Here is a 24,919-nt window from a genome sequence, read left to right on the forward strand (position 1 = left end):
CGCCACCGCCGCGCAGAAGGACAGAAATGACAGATAGCACAAGCCTTGAGAGCCTGACCGAGGCGCTTCTTGCCGCCGCCCGCCGGGCTGGCGCGGAAGCCGCCGACGCAATGGCAGTGGCCGCCACCTCGCTCTCCATCGACACCCGCGCCGGGGCGCTGGAGCAGGCAGAACGCTCGGAGGGCACCGAGATCGGGCTGCGGGTTCTGGTTGGCAAAAGGCAGGCCTGCGTCTCAGGTTCCGACCTGCGGGCCGAGACGATGTACACGATGGCCGAGCGTGCAGTGGCCATGGCCCGGCTTGCCCCGGAAGACCCGCACTGCGGGCTCGCAAGCCCCGAGCAACTAGCGCAAGACTGGGACGTCGCCGCGCTGGAGCTGGCCGACCTTGGCAGCGAGCCGGAGGCCGCTGCGCTGCAAGAGGCCGCGCTGGCCTGCGAGGCTGCCGCCGCCGCTGTGGAAGGCGTGAGCCAGATCGAAGGCACCTCGGCAGGCTTTGGCCGCCATGCCATTCACCTCGCGGCGAGCAACGGCTTTGCGGGCGGCTACACCCGCACCGGCCATATGCTCTCGGCCTCTGCCATCACTGGCAGCGGCACCACGATGGACCGTGACCATTGCTATGAGCACCGTATCTTTGCCGCCGATCTGCCGTCACCGGAAGAGGTAGGCCGCAAGGCCGGTGAGCGCGCCGCTGCGCGTGCCGGTGCCAAGAAACCGCCATCGGGGCGCTTTGCCGTGCTCTATGATGAGCGTGCAGCCTCTTCACTGATCGGGCACCTGCTCTCTGCCGCAAACGGCGCTGCCGTGGCGCGCGGCTCCTCGTGGCTGGCTGGCAAAATGGGGGAGCTGGTACTGCCCGAGGCGCTTTCGCTGATCGAAGAACCGCTGCGCCCGCGCGTGTCTGGCTCCAAGCCCTTTGACGGCGAGGGGCTACCGACGCGCACCGCGCCCATCGTGGAAAACGGCCGCCTCGCCCGCTGGGTGCTCGATCTTGCCTCAGCCCGCAAACTGGGGCTGGAAAGCACCGGCAACGCAGCCCGCGGCACCTCGGCCCCGCCCTCACCTTCGGTGAGCAACCTCACCCTCACCCCCGGCACCGCCAGCCGCGACGAGCTTCTGCGCGACATGGGTACCGGCCTGCTGGTGACCTCGCTGATCGGCTCCACCATCAATCCCAACACCGGCGACTACTCGCGCGGGGCTTCGGGCTTCTGGGTGGAAAACGGCGAAATTGCCTATCCCGTGCATGAGTGCACCATTGCGGGCAACCTGCTGGAAATGCTGCCAACGCTGGTGGCCGCCAATGACGCCGAAGACCACAAATCGCGCCGCATTCCCTCGCTTCTCGTCGAAGGCCTCACCATTGCCGGAGCTTGAGGCCGCAGACGACCTGACGTTGCTGATGGATGCGGCGGAAATGGCGGGCGAGATCGCGCTGCGCTACTTTCGCGCCGAGCATCGCGTTTGGGACAAGGCCGATGGCGCAGGCCCGGTGACAGAGGCCGACCTCGCGGTTGACGCGATGCTGCGCAGCAAGCTGATGGGCGCGCGCCCCGATTATGGCTGGCTGTCCGAGGAGAGTGCTGACACGGCCGCACGGCTCGACAGGGAGCGCTGCTTCATCGTCGACCCGATCGACGGCACCCGCGCCTTTACGGCTGGTGAGCCAAGCTGGGCACATTCACTGGCCATCGCCGATGCGGGGCAGATCGTTGCCGGAGTGGTGGCAATGCCCGCCAAGAACGCCGTTTACGCTGCTGCAAAGGGCCGCGGATCCACACGCAATGGCGAGGCGCTGCGGGTGACGGCCACATCGGGGCCGGATGATGTGACAATCGTCACCGCCAAGCCAAACCTCGCGCCCCAGCTATGGCCCGGCGGCGTGCCGCGCCACAGCCGCCACTACCGCCCGTCACTGGCCTACCGCCTCGCACTGGTGGCCGAGGGGCGCTACGACGCGATGATAACCTTCCGCGACAGCTGGGAATGGGACATCGCTGCCGGAGCCCTGATCGTGGAAGAAGCCGGAGGCCGGGTGACGGACCGCCGGGGCACGCCGCTGCGCTTCAACACGCCAGATCGGCTGACGGCAGGCGTGATTGCCGCGAATGATGAGTTGCATGGCGGGCTGATGCAAAGGGTGACGAAAGACACCTGAAGCGACCGCTTGGGATGGGCGATGAAGGCCTGCTGAGCCGTATGCAGCGGCTCATCCGCCCTTCGAGGCGTCCTCTCCCGCGCCTGCATCCGGCTCCGAAAGCCCCCGCGCCAGCCGAAAGCCGATCCGCTGCGCCTTCTGCTCGCCCTTGGGTTTGGGCAGAGCGCGGAGGGTCACGTTGAGCTGGGTCACATGCTGCACCAGTTGCATCCGCCCGCCCGAGGGATCGCGCCCATAGAAGCTGACGATATCAGGCGCGAAAAAGCCGATGCCCTCGATCCGCAGCAGCCCCGCGCCGCCATCAATCATGCCCATGGCGATCTCTTCATCGGAGTCGAGCTGCTCTTCGAAGTTCTGGATATAAAGAATCAGCCGTTCGTAGGCCCATTCGGCAGGCGATTTCTCATCTGCCGGGCGGGTGCACATGGCATCGGGCAGCGGTTTTTGCTCGGCAGTCGCGGGCGCATCCGGATCGGCGTGAACAGCACGGGAGCGTGGCAGGGCGCTTGCCTCATGGGCCTCGGCCACGGTGCGGATATCGTCTTCCATCTCTTAGTTCACCCTAAAGATATATGCGTCATCCGGGCCAACCTCGCGGCTCACCTTGCCCGTGACATAGAGGTGGTTGAGGTGGCCCACGGCCTCGACCAGCGCCAGCCCGTAGGCACCGCCGGTGATCTGCCGCCCGAAGATCGGTTCGAAACAGTCATGCGCAGAGCCGGGCGTGGCGGAGAGGTGCTTCAGCAAGCGGGCAAGCGCCGTGTGGTGATTGTCGGCCATCTGCACCAGCCGCGCAGGCAGTCCGGTGAAGGGCAGCTTGTGGCCGGGCAGAACCAGTTGGTCACCACGGGCGTGCGCAGCCAGACGCGCGCAACTTTCCAGCCATTCGCCCACCGGGTCGGCCTCTGGCTCGGTGGGATAGACGCCGAGGTTGGGCGAGATGGAGGGCAAGAGCTGATCGCCGCCCAGCACAAGCGGCGCATCCTCGCACCAGAAGGTGGCATGATCGGGCGCGTGCCCCTGCCCCAGCCGCACATGCCAGCGCCGCCCGCCCATGGTGATGGCATCGCCCTCTGCGATCCGCGTAAATCCCAGCGGCAGTGGCACCGTCATATCGGCAAAGTTGAAGGGCCGCTCGTTGCAGCGTTTTTCGTAGATCTCGGGAGCCATCCCGGCGCGGCGCCAGAACAGCTTTTGCGCCTCCACCGGTCGCTCCTGCTCATCGAGTTGCAGCATCCGCGCAGTGAGCCAGGCCACCCGCGTTGCGACGATCTCGGCCCCCTGCTCGGCGAACCACCCGGCCAGACCGATATGATCGGGGTGGTGATGGGTGAGCACCACGCGGCGCACCGGCTTGCCGCCCATCGGGCCGGCCAGCACCTGCTCCATCTGTGCCCGGGCCTTCGCCCAGTTCATTCCACTGTCAATCAGCGTCCAGCCATCGCCCTCATCGAGCGCATAGAGGTTGACGTGATCGAGCGCCATCGGCAGCGGCAGGCGAAACCAGAGGATGCCGGGGGCAACCTCTACCGCCTCGCCGGGTTCGGGCGGGGTATCCCACGGGAAACTGAGGGGCTGTGCGTCCATAGGCTTGGACCTAGGCCATCAGCTCCTCGTTGGAAAGGGCATCCATCCCGTCCCCGCCCATCCGCACTTCGGCAGCAAGCCCCGCGTGCTGAGGCAGGAGCCGCTTGATGTAAAAGCGGGCAAGCCCGGCGCGCGGTCCGGTGTCTTTCTCGGTCATGGCGGAGGCGAGGTGGAAATGTGCGCCAAGCACCCGCGCAAAGGCCCGCAAGTAGGCCACGGCCACAGCACCGCGCGCCTCCATGTCCATCTCCAGCACAGCCTCGGTCAGCTCGCGCTGAACCTCGGCGGCATTCCACACCGCATCCGTCATCCGGGGGAAACGGCCGCGACCAGCCTCGGCGGCGTCCTGAACCTCGCTCAGCAGAGTCAGCGCCGCCTCGCCGCCATCCGCCAGCTTGCGGCCCACCAGATCGAGCGCCTGAATCCCATTGGTGCCCTCATAGATCGTGGTTACCCGCACATCGCGGTAAAACTGCGCCGCACCGGTTTCTTCGATGAAACCCATGCCACCATGCACCTGAATGCCCGTGGCGGACACTTCGCAGCCTACATCGGTGCCATAGGCCTTGGAGATCGGGGTGAGGAGCGCGGCGCGGGCGGCCCATGCGGCCTCGCCGGTGGCATTGGCCATGTCGAGCGCCACGGCATTGGCCAGCGCGATGGCCCGCGCGGCCTGAGTTTCGGCCTTCATCGTCATCAGCATCCGCCGCACATCGGGGAATTCGATGATGCTGCCCGAGCCGCCCACCTTGCCCTGCTTGCGCTCGGCGGCATAGGCCATTGCCGCCTGCGTGGCAGCCTCGGCCACGCCGATGCCCTGAATGCCCACGCCAAGGCGGGCGTTGTTCATCATGGTGAACATGGCCGCCATCCCGCCGTGTTCCTTGCCGATGAGCCAGCCCTTGGCGCCGTCATATTCCATCACCGCCGTGGGCGAGCCATGCAGGCCCATCTTGTGCTCAAGGCTGACCACACGGAGAGAATTGCGCTCGCCGGGAGAGCCATCCTCATTGGGGATATTGCGCGGCACCATGAAGAGGCTGATGCCCTTGGTGCCGGGCACCCCATCGGGCAAGCGCGCCAGCACGAGGTGGCAGACGTTCTCGGCAAAGTCCGCATCACCCCAGCTGATATAGATCTTCTGCCCGCTGATGCTGTACGTCCCGTCGCCGTTGGGCTCGGCCTTGCTGCGCAGCGCACCCACATCGGTGCCCGCCTGCGGCTCGGTCAGGTTCATCGTGCCCTGCCATTCGCCGCTGATGAGCTTGGGCAGGTAGGTGGCCTTGATCTGGTCAGAGGCGTGGTGCTCCAGCGCCTCGATCTGGCCCTGTGTCAGCAGCGGGTTGAGCGCCAACGACAGGCAGGCACCATTCATCATCTCGTTCACCGCTTCCATCAGCGCAATCGGCAGGCCCATGCCGCCATGCTCGGGGTCGGCGCTGATCCCGATCCAGCCCCCCTCGGCAATCGCCTTGTAGCCCTCGGCAAAGCCGGGCGATGTGCGCACCACGCCGTTTTCCAGCACCGCGGGGTGCAGGTCTCCGTTGCGTTGCAGCGGCCCCAGAACCTCGGTGCAGAGCCGACCGGCTTCGGTGAGGATCGCATCAACCATCTCACCGCCCGCCTCGGCAAAGCGCTCTGTCTGCGTCACCTGATCGTAGCCGACCACATGATTGAGCAGAAAGCGAAATTCATCGACGGGCGCGGTATATGGCATTGGCAGTTCCTCCTCAGCTGGCCTTGAGAGGCCACGCGACGCAGCATAAGAGATGAGACGGGCGTGCCCAAGCGAAAGGCACAAAACGCCGCGTCACGGAGAGAGCGGATGACCGAGAGGCTGGAAGGTGAGGCAGGGCTGACGCGGGCGGTGGAGCTACTGCGCGCGGGCAAGCTTGTGGCGATCCCGACCGAAACGGTCTACGGGCTCGCCGGCGATGCACGCGAAGGCGAAGCGGTCGCGGCGATCTTCGAGGCCAAGGGGCGGCCACGGTTCAACCCGCTGATCTGCCACCTTGCATCACTGGAGGCCGCCGGGCGGTTTGGGGTGATTGAGGGCGCGGCCCTGCGGCTGGCAGAGGCCTTCTGGCCCGGTCCGTTAACTCTGGTGGTGCCGCTCCGCGAGGCGGCGGGGCTTTCACCGCTGGTGACGGCGGGGCTGAACAGCGTGGCCCTCCGGGTGCCAGCCCTGCCCCTCGCCCACCGGCTGCTGGACGCCTTCGGCGGCCCGCTCGCCGCCCCTTCAGCGAATCCTTCAGGAAAGATCTCCCCCTCCACCGCTGCGCATGTGGCTGAAGGGCTTGAAGGGCGAATCGCGGCGGTGCTTGACGGCGGGCCAGCGGATGTGGGGCTTGAAAGCACGATCATCGACTGCACCGGGCCTGAACCACGCCTGCTGCGCCCCGGCGGTCTGCCGCTGGAAACGCTGGAGGCGGCGCTAGGCACCCCACTCGGGCGTGACGCTCCCACGGATGACACGGCCCCCTCGTCCCCCGGGCAGCTGTCATCCCATTATGCCCCGGGCAAGGCTGTGCGGCTGAACGTAACCACCCCGCCGGAGAGCAGCCTGTTTCTGGCCTTCGGTCCCGGCTTCCCGGCGGCAACGGCCAACCTTTCGCCATCCGGCGATCTGCGCGAGGCCGCCGCAAACCTCTTTGCGATGCTGCACAAGCTCGACGCGCTGCCGGGCGCAGAAATCGCCGTGGCGCCAATTCCGCAACGCGGCCTCGGGCTGGCGATCAACGACAGGCTCTCCCGCGCCGCCGCGCCGCGAGGTTGAGGCAAACGCCACCTGCGGCTTTCGGTGGCCTCGCTGCGCTCGGGAAGGGAACGGTCAGGCGCGGCCCGCGTCGCCGCTCAGCAGGCGAGGGTCAACGCCGAGGGAGTTCAGGGCCTCGGTCCACTTGTCGGCATCGCCGGTGCCAAAGACAATCTCGGGTGTGGCATCGCAAGTCAGCCAGCCATTGCGGGTGATTTCCCCCTCCAACTGGCCCGGGCCCCAGCCGGAATAGCCCAGCGCAAGAATCGCATTTTCCGGGCCTTTGCCGCGCGCCATGTCTTCCAGAATGTCGACCGTCGCTGTCATCCCAAAGCTGGGGCTCACCTCAAGCGTGGCCCCTTCGCTCCGGTAATCGGTGGAATGCAAGACAAAGCCGCGCCCATGTTCCACCGGACCGCCAACATAAATCGGCGTCTCGGCGCGGCTTGGCGGCAACTCGATATCGCTGGCGATATCCAACTGCTTGAGCAACTCGGAGAAGGTCAGGTCATCTGTCGTGCGGTTGACGATCAGCCCCATGGCGGCCTCGTCGGAATAGGCACAAACGTAGATCACGGCACGTTCGAATCGCGGATCGCCCATGCCGGGCATGGCGATGAGCAACTTTCCGGTGAGGTCCATCTCTTCTTGGTTCGAGGCGTTGAGCATAGCTCAATGATGGGGGGTGCGGGCGCGCGGTGCAAGGCATCGCTGCGGCGCATCGGCCACGCCACCTGCTCTCTCGCCCAAACGTGATTTCACCGGAGCCGTGCCGGGCCTATGCTGCGCCGTCATGAAAGCTCTCCTTGCCACCCTGCTTGCCCTCACGCTCTTCGCCCCCGTCGCAGGGGCGGGCACCTATGGCACCACGCCCGGCGAGGTGGTCAAGGCCGAGGTGCTGCCCGGCTGGACCACCAAGCGCGGCACGCGGATGGCCGCGCTGCGGCTCACCCTAGCGCCCGGCTGGAAGACCTATTGGCGCGCCCCCGGCGAAACCGGGATTCCGCCGCAATTTGATTGGTCTGCCTCGCGCAATCTGGCCCGCGTGACCCTGCATTGGCCTTCCCCACAGATCTTTGATGAAGCCGGGGTGCGCACCATCGGCTACAAGCGTGAGCTGGTGTTGCCGATAGAAATCACCCCAACCGACGCAGGCAAGCCGGTGGAACTGGCTGCGGATGTCGACCTTGGCGTGTGCGAGCACATCTGTGTGCCGGCCTCGCTCAGCTTCCGCGCGCCGCTCTCGGGCAAAGGCAGCTTCGACCCGGCGATTCAAGCCGCATTGAAAGCCCGGCCGATGACAGCGCGAGAAGCGGGCCTGTCGGGCGTCACCTGTGTGGTCGACCCGATATCGGACGGCGTGCGGGTGACCGCGAGCATCCCCGCAGAACGGATCGGTGGGCGCCGTGTGGCGGTGATCGAGCCGGGCATTCCAAGCGTCTGGGCCTCCGAAACCGAAACCCGCCGGGAGGGCAGCACATTGATGGCCAGCGCCGAAATGGTGCCCCCCGCAGGCCGGGCCTTGGCCCTGTCGCGCAAGGCCCTGCGGGTGACTTTGCTGGGCCGTGGCCGCGCCATCGACATTCAGGGCTGCCCCGCACCCTGAGCCGCGCCAAAACCCACAAAACTTGACCCAGCCACCCCGGCCCCTTAAATCCGCCCCATCCAAGGGAGCGCCTGACATGAACCTGAACCTCACCGCAATCGCCCTACCCGCGTTCTGCTTTGAGGTCTCTCATGCCTGCTCTTACTCTCTCCGCCGTTCCGCTCACCGCTGCTGACGGCACCGTTCTCACCCCACCCCTCAACCTGACCTTCGGCCCCGAGCGCACCGGCCTCGTGGGGCCAAACGGCGTGGGCAAATCCACCCTGCTTGGCCTTCTGGCAGGCTATCCACCGGGGCGTGGTACAATCGACCGGCAAGCAACGGCGGGGCAGCTTTTGCAGAGCTGGCCGGATCTGTCGATCACGCTCGGTGCGGCACTCGGACAAGACGAGCCGCTGGCGCGGATTGCGCGGATCGAGGCGGGCACACCGGAAGGGGATGACCTTGACCGCGCCGACTGGCTGCTGCCCGCCCGGATCGAGGCGGCTCTGGCGCGGGCCGGTTTGCCCGGGCTCGATCTGGCGCGGAGGCTCGGTAACCTCTCTGGCGGGCAGCGCACGCGAGTGGGGCTGGCACGGCTGCTGCTCGACAAGCCGGATATCCTGCTCATGGACGAGCCCACCAACAACCTTGATGCAGAAGGCCGGGCACTGGTGTCGGAGATCATCCGCAGTTGGCCGGGCGGGGTGGTGGTGGCAAGCCATGACCGGGCCCTGCTGGCGGAGATGGACCGGATCGTCGAGATCGCCCCGCAGGGCGCATTTGTGACGGGCGGTGGCTGGGCAGCGCATGTGGCTGCGCGGGATGCCCGGCAGGCCCGGGCAGCCACCGAGCTGGAGCGGGCGCGGCGCGAGGAGGCGCGCGTGGCGCGGGAGCTTCAGGCCGCGAAGGAAAAGGCCGCGCAGCGGGCGCAGGCGGGCAAGAAGGCGCGGGCGAGCGGCTCGCAGCCGAAGGTGTTGACCGATGCGATGGCTGATAGAGCGGGGCGCACGCAAGGCGCGGATAGGCGGCGCGCCGAGCGTCTTGAGGCCCGGGCCGAAGCGGCGCGGGAGGCAGCAGCGGCGCATGTCGGCCCGGCGCGGGCGCTGGAGATCGGCGCCGAGTCCACGCGGGGCGAGGCGGTGGTACTGCGGCTGGACGGCGTCATTCTGGAGCGTGGGGCGTTTCGGCTGGGGCCGGTGGACGCCGAGGTGGCCGCGGGCGAACGGGTAGCGCTAACCGGGCCCAACGGAGCGGGCAAGAGCACCCTGATCGCGGCCATTCGCGGGCAAATCGCGCTAACGGCTGGGCAGTTGTCCGTGACGGAGAACCTGGCCACGCTCGATCAGCACGCGGGCGACTTGGCGCCGGAGCAGAGCTTGTTGGAAAATGTCACGCGGCGCCATTCCGGCATGTCTCCCCACGATGCCCATGCGCTGCTCGCCCGCTACGGCTTTCAGAATGTGGCGGCGCAGAGGCCCGTGGCCCGGCTCTCCGGCGGAGAACGGCTGCGTGCAGCGCTGGCGATGGCGCTTGGTGGGCAGCCTCCGGCCCTGTTGCTGCTCGACGAGCCGACAAACCACCTCGACATTGAAACAGTGGAGCTGCTGGAAGAGGCGCTGCGGGGCTACACCGGCGCACTGCTGGTCACCAGCCACGACAGCACCTTTCGGCAGGCCATCGGGCTGACCCGCGAGATCGCGCTTTAGGGCAGCGTTGCAGAGGCAGCTCATCGGTCCTTACGGCCCTCTTCGCAGCTGCGATCAGGAGGCGATGCCCCGAAGCGCGGCCTCGGTCAGGCGGTGCGGCGGTGCGCGGCGATGAGGCCCAGCGCCCCCAGCGCGAACCCCAGCAGGATCAGCGCAAGCGCGCCAAGGAGGAAGAGGCCGAGCGCGGCAGCCAGCCCCGCTGCGGGCACCAGCGCCCCGAGCAGCGGCCAGACCGCGCCGGTCACAATTGCCCATCCCAACGTGGCGATGAACCAAAGCACCAATGCCACCGCCACCAGCCCCACAATGCCCGAAACCCCCCGCGCACCCGCGCGAAACTGCCCGGCCCGGCGCAGGGCCTGAAACTGGCGCAACACATCCTGTTGCATCGCCAGCAACGAAGGCACCACAAGGAGCACCAGAAACATGCCAAAGCCGAGGCCAAAGACCAGCGTCACCACCGTGGGCTTCAGAAACTGCGCCTGACTGGAGGGCTCATAGAGCAGCGGCGCAAGGCCGATCACCGTGGTGAGCGTGGTCAGCAGCACCGGGCGCAAACGGTCACAGGCACCATCGACGATGGCCGGAAACAGCCCGCGCTCACGGCTGTATTCATCCACCGTTGTCACCAACACGATACTATCGTTGATGATGATCCCAGACATTCCAATCAAGCCGACGACCGAGAACATCGAGAGCGGCAACTGCCAAATCTGATGGCCCCAGATTGCGCCGATAAGGCCAAACGGGATAACGGCCATGATCAGCAAAGGCCGGGTCCAGCTGGAAAAGATCCATGCCAGCACGAGATAGATGCCGATCATACAGGCCCCGAAGCCGAGGATGGCATCGGACAAAAACTCGCTTTCCTGCTCCGAAAGCCCGCTCATCCGTGAGGCAACGCCGTATTCCTGCTCGATCTCGGGCAGGATGACCTCCTGAAGTTGCAGCATGATCTCGGCAGCGCGGGCCGGGTCGCCATCATCAAGGTCGCCGGTGACGGAGACGAGGCGGATGCCATTTTCGCGGTCGATGGTGGAAAAGCCGGTCTGCCGACTGACCTTCACGATATCGGCCAGCGGCACGTAGGCCCCTTCCGGGGTGCGCATCATCGTGCGGTCGAGGAAATCGGCAGTCAGTTCCTCTTCCGGCAATTCCACGCGGATGGCAGAAGAGCGCGGACCATCGGGGAAGGTGGCCGCCTCGATGCCGCCAAGGCGGTTGCGCAGAACCGAGCCGAGATCGTCAATCGAGAAGCCCAGCTCCTGGCCCTGCGGCGTGAGGTCAAGGATCAGCTCTTCCTTGTCATAGCTGAGCGTGTCTTCCAGCGCCGAGACTTCGCCAAACTGCGAAAGCCGCGTTTTCAGCCCCTCTGCAGCGGCCTTCAGCGTGGCGACACTGGCGCCAGAAAGCTGCACATCCACCGCATCCCCGCCGGGGCCGCCGCGCCAGCCACGAAAGCTCACAATCTCCACCAGAGGATGCTTCTCGACGTTTTCCTGAAGGTCGGCCACGAACTTCGAGCTGGTGTAGGGCCTCAGGTCGGGGTCGATCAACTCGACGGCGATGGAGCCAAGCAGGTCTTCATCCTTGCTGTCCACCCCCGAAAGGCCCCGGCCCGTGTTGCCGCCGATCTCGGCCACCGCATAGGCCACCGGATTGCGGCCAAATTCTGCCTCGTATTGCGTGCCCAGCGCCTCGACGGCGGCCTGAAACATCCGCATCTGAGCCACTGTGTCGGCGCGGTCCGCCCCCGGCGCCATCGCGAAGTTGCCCGATACCGAGCCCTCCTCCGGCGCAGAGAAAAACCGCCACTGCACATTGCCGCGCACCAGTTCACCCACCTGCACCGCCAGCAGTACGAACACCGCCGCCAGCACCGGGTAGCGGGCCCAGACCACGGTGCGCATCAACCGGCGAAAGAGGTGGTCGCGCACCCATGAGAACCCCTTGTTGAACTGGCGCGAGGGCCAGTCATACCATGCCGGCTTTTTCTGTGTGGCTGCGAGCGCGTGGGCCATGTGGTTGGGCAGGATGACAAAGCACTCGATCAGAGAGGCGATCAGCACCGTGATGACGGTAAAGGGAATGTCGGCGATCATCTCGCCAAAGCGCCCCTCGATCACCGTCAGCCCGGCAAAGGCGATGACGGTGGTGATCGTGGCCGAAAACACCGGGCCAAACATGCGAATGGCGGCATTCTCGGCAGCCTGAAACGGCCCCTCGCCAAGCCTTCGCGCCCGAAAGTCAGCATGTTCGCCCACCACGATTGCGTCATCCACCACGATCCCCAGCGTGATCAGCAAGGCAAAGAGCGAGATCATGTTGAGCGTCAGCCCAGCGGCCCACATGATGGCGATTGCAGCGAACATCGACACCGGAATGCCCATCGCCACCCAGAAGGCGGTGCGCGCATTGAGAAACAGGAACAGCAGGCCAAGCACCAGCGCGAGGCCCATCAGCCCGTTCTCGATCAAAATGTTCAGCCGCCCCTCGATGGCCTCGGAGCGGGTGCGGATCAGGTCAATCTTCACCCCGGCGGGCAGGGTCAGCTCCAACTCTGCGGCCACCTCCTCCACCGATTCCTGAATGCCGATGGCATCGCCCTGCACAGAGCGGTCCACCCGCACCGAAACGGCAGGGTTGGGGCCGACGAAATAGGTGCGGTTGCGGTCTACCCCCTCCACCCGGATTTGCGCGAGGTCACCAATGGTGAGGTCCGGCTTGAGGACGATCCCGGCAATCTGGTCGGGGCTGCGCTTGGCCACCCCGGTGCGCACCCGCGCCGCCCCGCCCGAAACATCGCCCGCCGGGTCGGCCTCGGCCTCGGCGGCAATGGCATCGGCGATCTGCCGCATCGTCACATCGTTGTTGATGAGCTGAGCCGAGGGCACCTCGATGATGATCTCCGGCGCCGCAACGCCCCTGATCGTCGTGCGCGTCACCCCGGCCTCGAAGAGCCGGGCCACGAACTCATCGGCATAGCGCGCCAGCAGCTCCACCCCCACCGGGCCGGTGATGATCACATCCGTCACCCTGTCACGCCAGGCGGAGCGGGTAACAACGGGCTCATCGGCCTCTTCGGGCAGGTTGTTTATGCCATCCACCGCCTGCTGCACATCCTCGGCGGCACGGGCCATGTCATAATTGGCCTCAAACTCCAGCCGGATAGACCCGGACCCCTCGCGGGAGGTGGCATCGCTCTCCTCTACACCATCGACCGCCAGCAGCGCTGGCTCCAGCACGGCGATGATACCGCTGTCGACATCCTCTGCCCCCGCCCCGTCCCAAGCAATGGAAACGCGCACGCTGTCGAGCACGATGTCGGGGAAGAACTGCGCCCGCATCCGCGGAAAGGCTGCGACCCCGGCCGCGATCATCAGCACCAGCACAAGGTTGGCCGCCGTCTTGTGGCGGGTGAAGTAGCCCAGAATGCCCGTTGCCCGCCCAGCCATTTATCCGCCCATCCGGCTTTCGATTCGCTCCACCGTCTCGGCGGGAACGCGATCTTGCGCGAGTTGGGCGAGCACGCGCTCCTTGGCGTCGGCGGGCATGCGGTTGTTGCCCTCGATAAAGGCGATAAGCCGGGCGCGGCGCTCTGGCGTCAGCTCCACCAGATCCTCGGGTGTGGGCTCTGCGGGCGCGGGCGCGGCCTCGCCCAAGGCGCGGGCGCGGATGCCGGGGCCAACAAGCGGGCTGCGCTCGGAAACAATGAGTGCGCCCGCGTGGCCCTCGGCGCGGATGATGATCTCGTCGCCCTGCCGCCGGAGCACCTCAACCTGCGCCAGTTCAAGCCGCTCATCGGCGTTCAGCACCAGCACCGTGCCCGCCGCATCCACCGCCGTGGCGGGCACCACTGCCACGCCCTCAAGCGCTGGCTCTTCGATGGTGACGGTTACAAAATCGCCGGGCCGGAAGCCGCCGGTCTCGGACAGGTCGGCATAGATCACCCGGCCCGTCTGGCCCTCGCCCACTGCGCCGCTCACCCGGTCCAGCCGGCCTTCGGCCACGAGGTCGAGCCCGGACACATCGAGCCGAACCTGCATCGACGCAGGAATAAGCCGCCCATCTTCGCCCAGCAGGCGGGCGTATTGGGCGGTGCTGAGGCGGAAGGACACTTCCAGCGCGTCAGGGTCGATCAGCGAGGCCATCAGCTCGTTGGCAGCCACAAGCCCGCCCTCGACCACGGCGACATCGGCAAGGGTGCCAGAAAAGGACGCGCGGATTTCATGATCTGCCAGATCGCGCTCGGCGTTGGACAGACCAAGGCGCGCGCGGCTCACACCGTTGCGGCCCACATCCACGCGGCTTTGCGCCGAAGCCACGGCCTGACGTTTGGACAAAACGGATTGGTCGGCAGAGGCCGCAGCAAGCTGGGCCTCTTCGACGGCGGCGGCCGAGCCCACGCCGCGCTCGCGCAAACTTTCCTGCCGCGCAAGGGCTTGCTCGCGCAGCGCGGCCTGACGCTCGGCGGCGGCCTGATCGTCACGCGCAAGCACAAGGGCCCGCTCTGCGTCTGCCAGCTCAGCCTCTGCCTCGGCCAGATCGGTGCGGGCATTTTCCAGCGCCGCCTCGGCATTCACCGGGTCGATCCGCGCCAGAAGTTCGCCCGCCTCAACAGTGCCACCCTCGGTAAAGGCCTCAGACAGCTCAACGATCCGCCCGCCAACCACAGCGCGGATATCCAGCGTGCGCTCGCTCAGAACCTCGCCAAACGCCGTCATCACCGGCACGGCGCGGCCCGGCTCGATCTGCACCACGTTGACGCCCGCCACCCGTTCGCGCGCGGGGCGGCTGCCCGCCTCGCGGTTCATCCGCTCTTCGACGGCGCCCCAAAAGCTGGCGCCCGCCACGGCCAGAAGCCCGAGCGTGACGGAAAGAAGGAACAGCCCCACAAGGGAGCGGCGCAGGAAGTTCATAGTTGTCCTCTGCCTCAGCAGACCGAAATCACCCTAGCCCTGACGCAGAAAGACGCAAAGGCACAAGCGTGTTACGCCCGGCAACAGGGTTTCCGTCGCACTATTTTTCGAGATTGCGCAGAAAATGTAACGCAGCCCCGCGCTGTGCTGTCAGACGAGCGCTCTGAAGTGCTCTGGCGGATCGTGAGCCAGCGCTGCCGCCGTGGCGGTGGGGTGCTCCTGAAAGTAGCGGGCGACGAGCTGGAAGGCGGCGGAGTAGCCAAGCCACTCGGGCATTTCGCCTGTGCCGAAAAACCATGCGCCGTGATCGTAGGAGGCATCGCGCCAGTCATCGCGGATCCGTGGGCCCCATGTGGCGAGCGCATCGGGCACGGCCACCTCCCACGGCTCCAGTGGCGCGCCAAACAGCTCCTGCGCGAAGTGGCAGGCCAGCCCCTCCGACACCAGCGTGGCCCCTAGTGTGCGGCCATAGCCCGGCCCATCCCAGCGGGCAGCGTGGTGCAGCTCATGCGCCACCATCCGCTCAAACCCCTCACCCTCATTGGCCTCCAGCGCCGGATTTTCGGGATCGACCGTGAGGATAACGATGCCCGGCCCGGGCGCGAGGCCAACATGGCCCTTTTCGCGGATCACCTGCTTGCCAGCCCGCAAGATCACATCAAGCGGGCCAAGGGGCAGATAAGAGGCGGCGCGGGCATGGGTGGCACGGAGGGCCTCGGTCAGCCAGTCGGTGCAGCCGGTCAGCTCGCCGCGCGCGTTGCAGATATGCAGGGATAGCGGGGGCGCGGCGGCGGCAGTCATCCGGCCTGCTGATGACGCTCGATATAGCTGCGCAGCTCTTCGGCCTCACGCCGCGCATCGCGCAGCCCGTCCATCGCCGCTGAAAGCTCTGCTTCGGTTTGCGAAAGCTGGTTGGTCAACTCGGCCTCGCGCTGCTGCAGGTAGGCAATCGCCTGATCGCGGGTTTCTTCGGCCTCGTGGAGCGATTGGGCCATCTTATCGAGCTCACCCATCTCCGATTGCGTGACCCGGCTAAGACGATGGATCAGCCAATTGGCAAACCATCCCAGCATGAAAGCGACAAAGAGGATGATCGCCGTAACGATGATGAACTCTGATCTACTCACCCGCGCTCTCCGCCTCGCCTTCTTCTTCGGTCGCACCGTCATCTGACGGGTTCTCACCTTCTGCCCCATCATCCGCGGCAGCGCCACCCTCTTCGGCCTCGGCATCCCCAGCTTCGCCAGACGCGTCATCCTGCGCGCCAGCAAGCTTGAATTCGATCCGGCGGTTGGCCTCACGGCCCTCTTCGGTTTCGTTGTCAGCGATGGGCTGGGCCTCACCATAGCCAATGGCGGTGATCCGGCCCGTCAGAACGCGGCGCTCCATCAACGCGTTGAGCACCGCATCGGCCCTCTGCTGCGAGAGCTGCTGGTTCATCTGCTCGCGGCCCTGGCTATCGGTGTGGCCGCCGATCTCGAAGGCAAATTCGATCTCCGAGCACTTCCCCTTCAGCACCTCTGCGATCTTGTCCATCACCGCAACGGCACCGCCGGAAATTTCGGTGGAGCCGGGCTCGAAGGTAATCTTGGTGGCCTCGTTGATCGCCACGATCTTGGCAAGGCACTGCTCGGGCGTGGGCAGATCAGCCAGCGGGTCGAGCGCCGCCTGATAGGTGACGGCGATCTCGAAATGCGCACCTTCGCCCAACTTCGCGGCAAGGTGCCGGGCGATCTCTGCCTTGGCATCAGGGTTGCCGGTGATGCCGCGCACTTCGATATAGGCCGGCTGCACGACAACAGAACCGCTGTTCAGTTCCGAAAGCGCAGTAAGCCCCGCCAGAACGCGGATCGGCCAGCCATCGGGCAAATCCGGGTCAAGCCTCGTGGCCAGATACACCGCCTCGGAGCCGAAACTGGCCTGCGCAAAGCTGCGCACGGCCTCGCGCACCTGCTCGTTGGTCACCCGCCCTCTCAGTTGCACCCGGCCCTCGGGCGAACGGGTGGCAACAAACTCTGGCGGGCCCTGATCGGCTTCACCGGTGCCGTCGACGCTGGCCTTTTCGGGCAGTTTGGAGGTGAGCGAGAACACATCTGGCAGGTTGCTCTCCAGCTCGCCCACCACGCGGTCGAAGGTGGACTGCGAACTGCCGGCAAGGGCGACGAGAGAAACATCGGCATCCGAGAAGGTCACAGCACCGCCGCCCAACTCGCCCACAGCCGCAATCGCCTGTTCGGCAGCTTCGGCCCAGTCGGGGGTGGGCACGCCAAGGCCCAGCACGCAATCGGCCTGCCCCTGAAGCCCCACGGCGCGGGCGGCTGAAAGAATGCGCCGACGCGTGGCCTCGGTATCGGCAGAGCAGGCATCAAAGCGGGCGGTGCCGTTCTCGTCGATCAGGAAGCGCAGTGTGAAGGGCGTGATAACGGGGCGGGGCGCGGTGATATCCACCACCAGCCGCACGCCTTCGGGTGCCCTGCGGGCCAGCATGGTTTCGAGATTGCGCTTTTCGGCGCCCGAGGCGCTGATGGCCGTAACCGCCACCCTGTCGGCGGCAATGGACACCTTGGAGCGCGGCAGCATTTCAAGCGCATAGAGCCCAAACTCCACCGCCGTCTCCCAGCCCTCGGGCAAGGGGTAATCCGCGGTTTCCAGCAGGTCGGTGATGCCCACCTTCTCGCCCACAGCCCCGGCGATCCGCTCGGCAAAGGCATCGCGGTCGATCTCGGCGGGGATCAGCCCGATCATCGACACACCTTCGTCGTTCCGCAGGATCTCGATGGAAAACTTGGGCGCGGTAATCGGCTTGCCCGGCTCCACCTCGATCTCGTCGATCACGCGGGAGGCATCCACCACCGCGCCGGTGGCAGAGAGCGCCCGAAAGCGCGCGGCCTCGTTGGGTGCAGTGCCCGTGAGCCGCACTTGCAAGCCATCAGTTTCAACCGCCGCCCAATCATGCCCGCCTTCAATCAGCGCCGTTTTCACCGCCGATTGCGAGCCACGCTCGATCAGACCTGCGGCGGCGGTGGCGCTGACATAGCACAGCACGGCGGCCAGAATGAGGGCGGCAAAGGTAACGAGCTTGGGGCTGAGGCGCATGAACACTCCGGCGCGGCTGCGGGTTGGACCTTGCTTTAGAGCGCCGGGGCCACGGGCGCAATCATGCTGCGATCACAGAAGGATGACAGCGGCGAGAAACAGCACGGGGATCAACCCGGCGTCCCGGTTGGAGCGAAACAACTTGAGGCAGATCGCCGGATTGTCGATGTCGAGCCGCGCAAGCTGCCAGGCCATATGCCAACCCATCGCCCATGCCCCGCAAGCGGCAAGCGCCAGTTGCAACGGCGAAGCCGGCTCGATCAGCGCGGCAATCATCGCCACGGTCAGCAGGGTGATGGTGAGGGCAAGGAAGAGGCGGAGGATAGACGGCGAATTGTCGCCGAACAGCCGGGCGGTGGATTTCACCCCGATCAGCGCATCATCCTCGATGTCCTGATGGGCATAGATCGTGTCGTAAAAAATCGTCCAGGCAATGCCCGCGAGATAGAGGAACACCGGCGCAAGGCTGAGCGCATTGCTATGCGCGGCCCAGGCCAGCAGCGCACCCCAGTTGAAGGCAAGCCCAAGAAAGATCTGCGGCCACCATGTGAACCGCTTGGCGAAAGGATAGATGCACACCAGCGCAAGCGAGCCGATGCCGAGCCAGATCGCCGTGGGCGGGAAGGTGAGCAGGATGAGGAAGGCGGCAAGCGATTGCACCACCATCCACGCCAGCGCCTGCTTGACGCTGACCGCGCCCGAAGGGATGGGCCGCGAGCGGGTGCGGGCAACCGAGCCGTCGATATCGCGGTCGGTGATGTCGTTCCACGTGCAGCCCGCGCCGCGCATCAGGATGGCGCCAAGGCCGCAACCGATGATGATCCACAGGTCAAACCAGCGCCAGCCGGTGGAGGCGGCGGCCAGCAGCACGCCCCACCAACAGGGCAGCAACAGAAGCCATGTGCCAATGGGTCTGTCGAGCCGCGAGAGGCGAAAGTAGGGCCGCGCGGCGGCGGGGGCCCAGCGGTCCACCCAGTTGCCGGTGACGGCATCAGCCACTTGCACGTCTGGCGTTTCGGTCTCGGCGTGCATATCTCTGGCCCCATGAAAGCGAAAACCCGCCTCCATGTAGACCACCCGCTGGGCGCGGGGCAAACCGTTGGATTGTCGCGGGAGCAGGCGCATTACCTTTTTGCGGTGATGCGGCTCAGCGTGGGCGACGGCGTGTTGCTGTTCAACGGCGAGGCCGGCGAGTGGCTGGCCGAGGTGATCGTGGCCAACAAGCGCAACCCGGTGCTGCAATGCCGCGAGCAGACCGGCCCGCAGGTGTCGCCCCCCGACCTCTGGCTCTGCTTCGCCCCGATCAAGAAGGCCCGCACCGACTTTATCGTCGAGAAGGCCGCAGAGATGGGCGCGCGGCGGATTGTGCCGGTGCTGACCGAGTTCACCAATGCCGAGCGGGTGAAGGTAGATCGCCTTCAGGCCCACGCGGTAGAGGCCGCCGAGCAATGCGGCGGAACCTTCGTGCCACGAGTCGCAGAGCCGGTGAAACTCTCGGCCCTGCTGGGAGACTGGCCCGAAGGCCGCAGCCTGATGTTCTGCAACGAGGCGCTGGTGGGCGAAGACCGGCGACTGGGCGGAGCGCCCGGCCCCTGGGCGGTGCTGATCGGCCCCGAAGGCGGGTTTTCGGAAACGGAGCGCGAAAGGCTGGCCGCCATGCCCCAAGCCCAAGCGGTGAGCCTCGGCCCACGCATCCTGCGCGCCGACACGGCAGCCGTCGCGGCGCTGACCCTCTGGCAAACCACCCACGGAGACTGGCGATGATCCGGCAGGCCCAGCCCGGCGAGGAGGCGCGGCTGGAATCCTTTCTGGCGCAACACCCGAACACCTCGATGTTTCTGCGCGGCAACCTCGCGGCGCATGGGCTGGTGCCCTCCGATCACCCGCATTCCAGCACCTGCTGGCTGGCAGAGACCGAGCGCGGCGAGATCCGCGCTGTGGTGGGTTGCAACAACGATGGCTTCCTGATGGCGCAGGTGCCCGAGGAGATCCCGGGGTTCTGGGGTGCCGTCACCCATGCGCTCGCGGGGCGGAAAGTGGCAGGGATGACCGGGGAAGACGGGCAGGTGCGCGGCGCGCTGGCCGGGCTTGGCCTATCGGGCGCCCCCTTCACCCTGAGCCACGACGAGCCGCTCTATCGGATGGAGCTGGACAGACTTGAAGACCCGGGCGCGCAGCTGCGGCAGACGCAGCCGGGCGACGAGGCGATGCTGAAAAGCTGGTTCTTCGAGCATTTTCTCGACACGGGCTTTGCAACCAACAAGCTGCAAGCCTCCGCCGATGCCCGAAAGCGGGCAGCACGCGTGGTGCATGAGAAAGATCTGCGGCTCCTGCTTGAACACGGCTACAAACCGGTGGCCATGGCCGGGATCAACGCGCGGGTCGCCAATATGGTGCAACTCGGCTCCGTCCACGTGCCACGCGATCTGCGCCGGGGCGGGCGGGGCCGAAAGGTAACGGCAGCGCTCCTCGCGGAGGAGCGCGCAAGGGGCGCCGAGGTGGCGGTGCTCTTTGCCAACAACGCGGCGGCGGCACGGGTTTATGAGGCGATCGGCTTTGAGTTGGTGGGGCGTTACCGCATTGCCATCCTCTCCCGCCCAGTGCCGGTGGGGGTGGTGGCATGAGCCTGATCCGGCCAGAGGCGCGGGCGCATCTCTATCGCTGGCGCGAGTGCATCGCCGGGGCGGTGATCATGGTCGTGGGTGTCTGGCTGGGCCTGCGCACCTCTGGGTTGGTATGGTGGTTCGCGATCGCGATGATCACCGTTGGCGGGCTTGGCTTTTACGCCGGCATGCAACGCGCCCTGATCCGGCCGCGCTCTGGTGGGCAGGGGCTGATCGAGCTGGACGAAGGGTCGCTGCGCTACCTCACCGGCGCGGGCGGCGCGGTGATTTCGCTGCCCGATGTGGTGCGCATCGAGATAGAGACCACTGGCGAAGGCCCGATGGTGGACGATCTGTTCTGGCTCTGGGTCACGCCGGAGGGCACGGCACGCATCCCGGCCTCCGCCGCAGGGTCGGAGAAGATGGTGGATGCCCTTGCCGCCTTCCCCGGTGCCCGTTACGAGCAGGTCATCGCGGCCTCGGGCAGCACCGAGCCGCGCCTGTTCATCGTGTGGCAGAAGGATAGACTTCTGGTGCATTGACTTCATCGGCAATGCCGCCAAGTCTGACCGTTCTAGCGGCAGAAAACCCCGGAGCCAGAATATGTCTATCCCCCAGTCCGGCGGCGGGCCGATCGAGCGGCACGAGCAACTTGCCGAATACCTCGCAGATGGCTGCAAGCCCAAGGATGACTGGCGAATTGGCACGGAACACGAGAAGTTCGGCTACTGCAAAGACAGCCTGAAGCCCCTGCCCTATGAAGGCGAGCGCTCGATTCAGGCGGTGCTGGAAGGCCTGCGTGACAAGTTCGGCTGGGCCGCGGTGGAAGAGGCCGGATACCTGATCGGGCTGGAGAAGGACGGCGCCAATGTGAGCCTCGAGCCCGGCGGGGCGCTGGAGCTGAGCGGCGCGCCGCTGGAAACCATTCACCAGACCTGCGACGAGGTGAACGAGCATCTGCGCGAGGTAAAAGAGATTGCCGACAAGATCGGCGTGGGCTTTATCGGCCTTGGTGCCGCGCCTGAATGGACGCACGAGCAGATGCCGCTCATGCCCAAGGGCCGCTACAAGCTGATGGATGCCTATATGGGCCGCGTTGGCAGCACCGGCACCACCATGATGCGGCGCACCTGCACCGTGCAGGTAAACCTCGATTTCGGCTCCGAGGCCGACATGGTGCAGAAGATGCGCGTGGCCCTCGCAATGCAGCCGTTGGCCAATGCGCTCTTCGCCAGTTCGCCCTTCTTTGAAGGCCAGAAGAACGGGGTGAAGAGCTACCGCAATTACGTTTGGCGCAACCTCGATGCCGACCGCACGGGAATGCTGCCGTTCGTCTTCGATGAGGGCTTCGGCTTTGAAGCCTATGTGCAATACGCGCTCGATGTGCCGATGTATTTCGTTTACCGAGATGGCAAGTATATCAATGCCTTGGGCCAGTCTTTCCGCGATTTTCTGAAGGGCGAGCTGCCCGCTTTGCCGGGCGAGAAGCCCACGCTCAGCGACTGGGCCGACCACCTCACAACGCTCTTTCCCGAGGCGCGGTTGAAGAAGTTCATCGAGATGCGCGGGGCCGATGGCGGGCCGTGGCGGCGGCTCTGTGCGCTGCCTGCCTTCTGGGTCGGCCTGACCTATGACCAGACCGCGCTGGATGCGGCATGGGACATGGTGAAGGGCTGGGACGCGGAGACCCGCCACAAGCTGCATGTCTGCGCGGGCGAACAGGGGCTGGCTGGCGAGGTGGAGGGGCTGAAAATTCTCGATCTCGCACGTGAGGCGCTGAACATCGCAGAGGCCGGCCTGAAGGCGCGAGCGCGGCCCGGGTCCGGCGGCATGGTGCCGGACGAAACCCATTTTCTGAACGCGCTGCAAGAGAGCGTGGCCAGCGGGCAGACCCTCGCCGACGAAATGCTGGAGCACTATGACGGCGACTGGAATGGCGACCTGAGCCAAATCTACACCGCCTACAGCTACTGACCTGCGCAATCCGTGAGGCTTTCGTGAAAACTCCCGTCATGAAGGGGGCGAAAGCACACGGAAATGTTAACCTTACTTGACCCAACGGTAAAAAAGTGCCCAATCTCGTGGCACAAAACATTGAACGCGAAGAGGGAAGTTATTCAATGCGCGACACAATTATCAAGATTTTCGACGTCCTTATCTGGGTTATCGGTGCCTTGGCCGCCATCGGCGGCATCGTCGGCGGCATCATTGCGCTTGCGCAGGGTGAAGTGGTGGGCCTCGCTCTGATCGTCGGCGGTATCCTCTATGCCGTGATCATCATGGCTCTGTTTTTCATCCAGATCGGCATCTACTACCACACCAAGCGGACCGCCGAAGCGGTGGAAAAGCTGGCCGGTCGCTAAAACGCGCCACAGCTCCTAGAGATTGCAAAACCGGGCCTCAGGGTCCGGTTTTCTTTTTCTCGCCAATGCGGGTTTCGGTGCCCGCTTTCATCCGCTGAATATTCTCGACATGTCTTACATAAATAAGAACGGTCAGCGCGATCCCGAGAAAGAAGCCGTTGCCGTAGCCGAGGGTGAACATCCAGAAGGTGCAGGTGGCCGCCGAGATCAGGGCGGCGAGCGAGCTGAGGCGGGTGGCCAGCGCAACCACCAGCCACGTGCCGCAGGCGGCGAGGCCGGTGAGCGGGTGCAGGGCGAGCAGGGTGCCGAGGAAGGTGGCCACGCCCTTGCCGCCCTTGAACTTCAGCCACACCGGAAAGAGGTGGCCAAGAAAGGCAAACAATCCAGCAACTTGGGCGGCATCTTCGGCAAGCAGCGCACGCGCCACCAGCACCGCGATTGCGCCCTTTCCGGCATCCAGAACGAGGGTGAGGAAGGCAGCCGGTTTGTTGCCCGTCCGAAGCACGTTGGTTGCCCCGATATTCCCCGAGCCGATAGCGCGCAAATCGCCCAGCCCGAACAGCCGCGCCATCACGAGGCCGAAGGGCACGGAGCCAAGCAGGTAGGCAGCCAGCGCGGTCAGCGCGAGGGTTTGAAAACTGGTCAGTAGTTCGGGCATCGAAGCTCCTTTTCGCCTCCCCTATGCGCTGAATCGCGGTTTTTGGGCAAGTGGTTAACCGCCCCGGAGGTAACAGAACACCACAGGCACAAGTGATGCACATCCCATGCACAACCCATGCATACGAGAATCTCAGCGCACAGCCCACCGGCGAAACCCTGCCGGAACGTGCGATGCCACAACATTCTGGCAACGCTCCGCGACCGGATCCCGGCCCGGGCTCGTTAAAGGCTAAACACAGCCTGAACGGACCGACCGATGACCCTCAACATCGCGACCTTGATCACCTGCACCGCCGTCTGCCTCGTGGCCGGTGCCTTCATGCTTTCGCAAAGCAACGCCATCGCCCAGGGCAAAACCCTGCAAGCCGATCCAGTGGACATTTCCCTGAAAGCTTCTGCCGACCTGCGGTAGGCTGACAGGCAGCCGAACGCGGGGTGCGGCAGCTAGGGGGCTTAGCTTGAGGCCAGCGCAGCGGCCTGTAGCGCGAGTTCTGTTGCGTGGAAGCAATGGGCCTGTGGCATGGCGGTTTCGCTGCGGTTCAGCACATCATCCCGCAGGGCCGCGCCATAGGGCAGCTGGGTGTCGGAGCAGTCGATGTGGCGGGTGCCTTGCGCATCGGTCAGGAACAGGTGATCTGCCCCCGGGCGGCCCTCGATATCCATGTATTTGCGCAGCTCTATTGTGCCTGTCGTGCCGGTCAAAAAGCAGCGCCCATCGCCCCAAACGGGGGAGCCAGCGGGGGTGAACCAATCGACCCGCAAAAAGCCCAGCGCGCCGGTGTCTGCCTCCACCACCGCATGGCCGTAATCGGTGAAGCCGGGATATTGCGGGTGGGCGTGGTTGGCCTCGGAGGCTTGCAGCACGCGGGCCGAAGCCGCGCCGGTGAAGGCAAGGAACTGCTCGAACTGATGCGCCGCGATATCGGTCAGGATAGAGCCGTTTTGCGCCGGATCCCAGAACCACGGGTAGCGGTTGCCATAGTCACCAATGCGGTGGGGGCCAAAGCCCGTCATGTGGATGACCTTGCCAATCGCGCCTTCGCGCACAAGCTGAAGCGCCCGTGTGGTCGCCTTCTGGCGGTAATGCTCGGAATAGAGCACCGACCAGATACGCCCCGTCGCCTGCTGACTTTCCTTGATCGCGGCCAACTCATCAAGCGAGAGGCAGCCGGGCTTGTCGACCATCACATCCTTGCCTGCCTCCATCGCCCGGATCGCCAGCGCGGCGCGGGTGCACGGAATGGGTGCGGCGACGATGAGGCGGATGCTCTCGTCGGCCATGATCTCGGCCTCGGTGCAGCGAGTGGCTTGCGGGAAGGCCTCTGCATAGCGGGCGGCAAGATCATCCTCCTCGGCGGCGAAGCGGGTGAGGGTGCAGCCCGCGTTCAGCATGGCCTCGGTCTGGCCGTAGATATGGCCGTGGTTGAGGCCGATGGTGGCGAAGTTGAAGGGCATGGGCACGGTCTGGATGGTGGATTTCAC

The 24,919-nt window shown here is 65.7% G+C and carries 23 protein-coding genes; 11 read left to right on the plus strand and 12 right to left on the minus strand.

Translation table 11 applies throughout. From position 1 onward, the window contains the following. The first annotated feature begins 26 nt into the window (after nt 1–26). The gene (locus FHY55_RS00475; protein WP_140012320.1) at nt 27–1,379 is read left to right on the plus strand and encodes a TldD/PmbA family protein; all 1,353 of its coding nucleotides are present in this window, start codon (nt 27–29) and stop codon (nt 1,377–1,379) included. Beyond that, nucleotides 1,366–2,160, plus strand: coding sequence for a 3'(2'),5'-bisphosphate nucleotidase CysQ (locus FHY55_RS00480; RefSeq protein ID WP_254695384.1), 795 nt, complete (start codon nt 1,366–1,368; stop codon nt 2,158–2,160). The genes FHY55_RS00475 and FHY55_RS00480 overlap by 14 nt, the downstream gene beginning before the upstream one ends. A gap of 51 nt (nt 2,161–2,211) precedes the next feature. On the opposite strand, the gene FHY55_RS00485 is transcribed toward FHY55_RS00480, so the two are convergent. From FHY55_RS00485 to FHY55_RS00495, 3 genes are read right to left on the minus strand one after another with little or no spacing between them, the layout of a single operon-like run. Beyond that, nucleotides 2,212–2,709, minus strand: coding sequence for a DUF6173 family protein (locus FHY55_RS00485; RefSeq protein ID WP_140012322.1), 498 nt, complete (start codon nt 2,707–2,709; stop codon nt 2,212–2,214). 3 nt (nt 2,710–2,712) lie between these two features. Then, on the minus strand, nt 2,713–3,747 hold the full coding sequence (locus FHY55_RS00490; protein WP_140012323.1) for an MBL fold metallo-hydrolase: 1,035 nt from the start codon (nt 3,745–3,747) through the stop codon (nt 2,713–2,715). 10 nt (nt 3,748–3,757) lie between these two features. After that, nucleotides 3,758–5,464, minus strand: a complete 1,707-nt coding sequence (locus FHY55_RS00495) for an acyl-CoA dehydrogenase (RefSeq protein WP_140012324.1) — start codon at nt 5,462–5,464, stop codon at nt 3,758–3,760. Nucleotides 5,465–5,572: 108 nt separating this feature from the next. Here FHY55_RS00495 and FHY55_RS00500 point away from each other — a divergent pair, with 108 nt between their 5' ends. After that, nucleotides 5,573–6,523 carry an L-threonylcarbamoyladenylate synthase gene (locus FHY55_RS00500; RefSeq protein WP_140012325.1) on the plus strand — a complete coding sequence of 317 codons (951 nt, stop codon included), beginning with the start codon at nt 5,573–5,575 and terminating at the stop codon, nt 6,521–6,523. A gap of 54 nt (nt 6,524–6,577) precedes the next feature. On the opposite strand, the gene FHY55_RS00505 is transcribed toward FHY55_RS00500, so the two are convergent. Next, nucleotides 6,578–7,171, minus strand: a complete 594-nt coding sequence (locus FHY55_RS00505) for a YqgE/AlgH family protein (protein ID WP_140012326.1) — start codon at nt 7,169–7,171, stop codon at nt 6,578–6,580. A 124-nt stretch (nt 7,172–7,295) separates the two neighbouring features. Between FHY55_RS00505 and FHY55_RS00510 the strand changes: the two genes are divergently transcribed. Next, entirely contained in the window at nt 7,296–8,108 is an 813-nt protein-coding gene (locus FHY55_RS00510) for a protein-disulfide reductase DsbD domain-containing protein (protein WP_140012327.1), read from the plus strand. Between the two features lie 131 nt (nt 8,109–8,239). Continuing rightward, nucleotides 8,240–9,796, plus strand: a complete 1,557-nt coding sequence (locus tag FHY55_RS20910; protein WP_140012328.1) for an ABC-F family ATP-binding cassette domain-containing protein — start codon at nt 8,240–8,242, stop codon at nt 9,794–9,796. 86 nt (nt 9,797–9,882) lie between these two features. Here FHY55_RS20910 and FHY55_RS00520 read toward each other — a convergent pair whose 3' ends face one another. The 6 genes from FHY55_RS00520 to ubiA form a co-directional block, all read right to left on the minus strand. Then, the gene (locus FHY55_RS00520; protein WP_140012329.1) at nt 9,883–13,251 is read right to left on the minus strand and encodes an efflux RND transporter permease subunit; all 3,369 of its coding nucleotides are present in this window, start codon (nt 13,249–13,251) and stop codon (nt 9,883–9,885) included. After that, complete coding sequence (locus tag FHY55_RS00525; protein ID WP_140012330.1) at nt 13,252–14,715, minus strand: efflux RND transporter periplasmic adaptor subunit; 1,464 nt, start codon at nt 14,713–14,715, stop codon at nt 13,252–13,254. Nucleotides 14,716–14,865: 150 nt separating this feature from the next. Beyond that, the gene (locus tag FHY55_RS00530; protein ID WP_140012331.1) at nt 14,866–15,516 is read right to left on the minus strand and encodes a DUF2268 domain-containing putative Zn-dependent protease; all 651 of its coding nucleotides are present in this window, start codon (nt 15,514–15,516) and stop codon (nt 14,866–14,868) included. Next, the gene (locus FHY55_RS00535; protein ID WP_140012332.1) at nt 15,513–15,842 is read right to left on the minus strand and encodes a hypothetical protein; all 330 of its coding nucleotides are present in this window, start codon (nt 15,840–15,842) and stop codon (nt 15,513–15,515) included. The genes FHY55_RS00530 and FHY55_RS00535 overlap by 4 nt, the downstream gene beginning before the upstream one ends. After that, nucleotides 15,835–17,811 carry an OmpA family protein gene (locus FHY55_RS00540; protein ID WP_140012333.1) on the minus strand — a complete coding sequence of 659 codons (1,977 nt, stop codon included), beginning with the start codon at nt 17,809–17,811 and terminating at the stop codon, nt 15,835–15,837. Before FHY55_RS00540 ends, FHY55_RS00535 begins: the two co-directional genes overlap by 8 nt. Nucleotides 17,812–17,883: 72 nt before the next feature. After that, complete coding sequence (gene ubiA, locus FHY55_RS00545) at nt 17,884–18,843, minus strand: 4-hydroxybenzoate octaprenyltransferase (protein WP_140012334.1); 960 nt, start codon at nt 18,841–18,843, stop codon at nt 17,884–17,886. A gap of 12 nt (nt 18,844–18,855) precedes the next feature. Here ubiA and FHY55_RS00550 point away from each other — a divergent pair, with 12 nt between their 5' ends. The 5 genes from FHY55_RS00550 to FHY55_RS00570 all read left to right on the plus strand — a co-directional run bounded on the left by FHY55_RS00550 (nt 18,856) and on the right by FHY55_RS00570 (nt 22,777). After that, complete coding sequence (locus FHY55_RS00550) at nt 18,856–19,575, plus strand: 16S rRNA (uracil(1498)-N(3))-methyltransferase (RefSeq protein ID WP_140012335.1); 720 nt, start codon at nt 18,856–18,858, stop codon at nt 19,573–19,575. Continuing rightward, nucleotides 19,572–20,435: a GNAT family N-acetyltransferase gene (locus tag FHY55_RS00555; protein ID WP_140012336.1), complete on the plus strand. Its 864-nt coding sequence runs from the start codon at nt 19,572–19,574 to the stop codon at nt 20,433–20,435. Before FHY55_RS00550 ends, FHY55_RS00555 begins: the two co-directional genes overlap by 4 nt. After that, complete coding sequence (locus FHY55_RS00560; protein ID WP_140012337.1) at nt 20,432–20,956, plus strand: hypothetical protein; 525 nt, start codon at nt 20,432–20,434, stop codon at nt 20,954–20,956. Before FHY55_RS00555 ends, FHY55_RS00560 begins: the two co-directional genes overlap by 4 nt. 61 nt (nt 20,957–21,017) lie before the next feature. Then, on the plus strand, nt 21,018–22,388 hold the full coding sequence (locus tag FHY55_RS00565; RefSeq protein WP_140012338.1) for a glutamate--cysteine ligase: 1,371 nt from the start codon (nt 21,018–21,020) through the stop codon (nt 22,386–22,388). Nucleotides 22,389–22,534: 146 nt separating this feature from the next. Further along, on the plus strand, nt 22,535–22,777 hold the full coding sequence (locus tag FHY55_RS00570) for a hypothetical protein (RefSeq protein WP_140012339.1): 243 nt from the start codon (nt 22,535–22,537) through the stop codon (nt 22,775–22,777). A gap of 37 nt (nt 22,778–22,814) precedes the next feature. On the opposite strand, the gene plsY is transcribed toward FHY55_RS00570, so the two are convergent. Beyond that, nucleotides 22,815–23,435, minus strand: a complete 621-nt coding sequence (plsY, locus tag FHY55_RS00575) for a glycerol-3-phosphate 1-O-acyltransferase PlsY (protein ID WP_140012340.1) — start codon at nt 23,433–23,435, stop codon at nt 22,815–22,817. A 258-nt stretch (nt 23,436–23,693) separates the two neighbouring features. Here plsY and FHY55_RS20395 point away from each other — a divergent pair, with 258 nt between their 5' ends. Beyond that, nucleotides 23,694–23,849, plus strand: a complete 156-nt coding sequence (locus tag FHY55_RS20395; protein WP_168222903.1) for a hypothetical protein — start codon at nt 23,694–23,696, stop codon at nt 23,847–23,849. Nucleotides 23,850–23,890: 41 nt separating this feature from the next. Here the strand turns inward: FHY55_RS20395 and FHY55_RS00580 are convergent, their stop codons facing one another. Next, the gene (locus FHY55_RS00580) at nt 23,891–24,919 is read right to left on the minus strand and encodes a Gfo/Idh/MocA family protein (protein ID WP_210410522.1); all 1,029 of its coding nucleotides are present in this window, start codon (nt 24,917–24,919) and stop codon (nt 23,891–23,893) included.

It is taken from the genome of Oceanicola sp. D3, from assembly GCF_006351965.1.
Taxonomy (GTDB): domain Bacteria; phylum Pseudomonadota; class Alphaproteobacteria; order Rhodobacterales; family Rhodobacteraceae; genus Vannielia.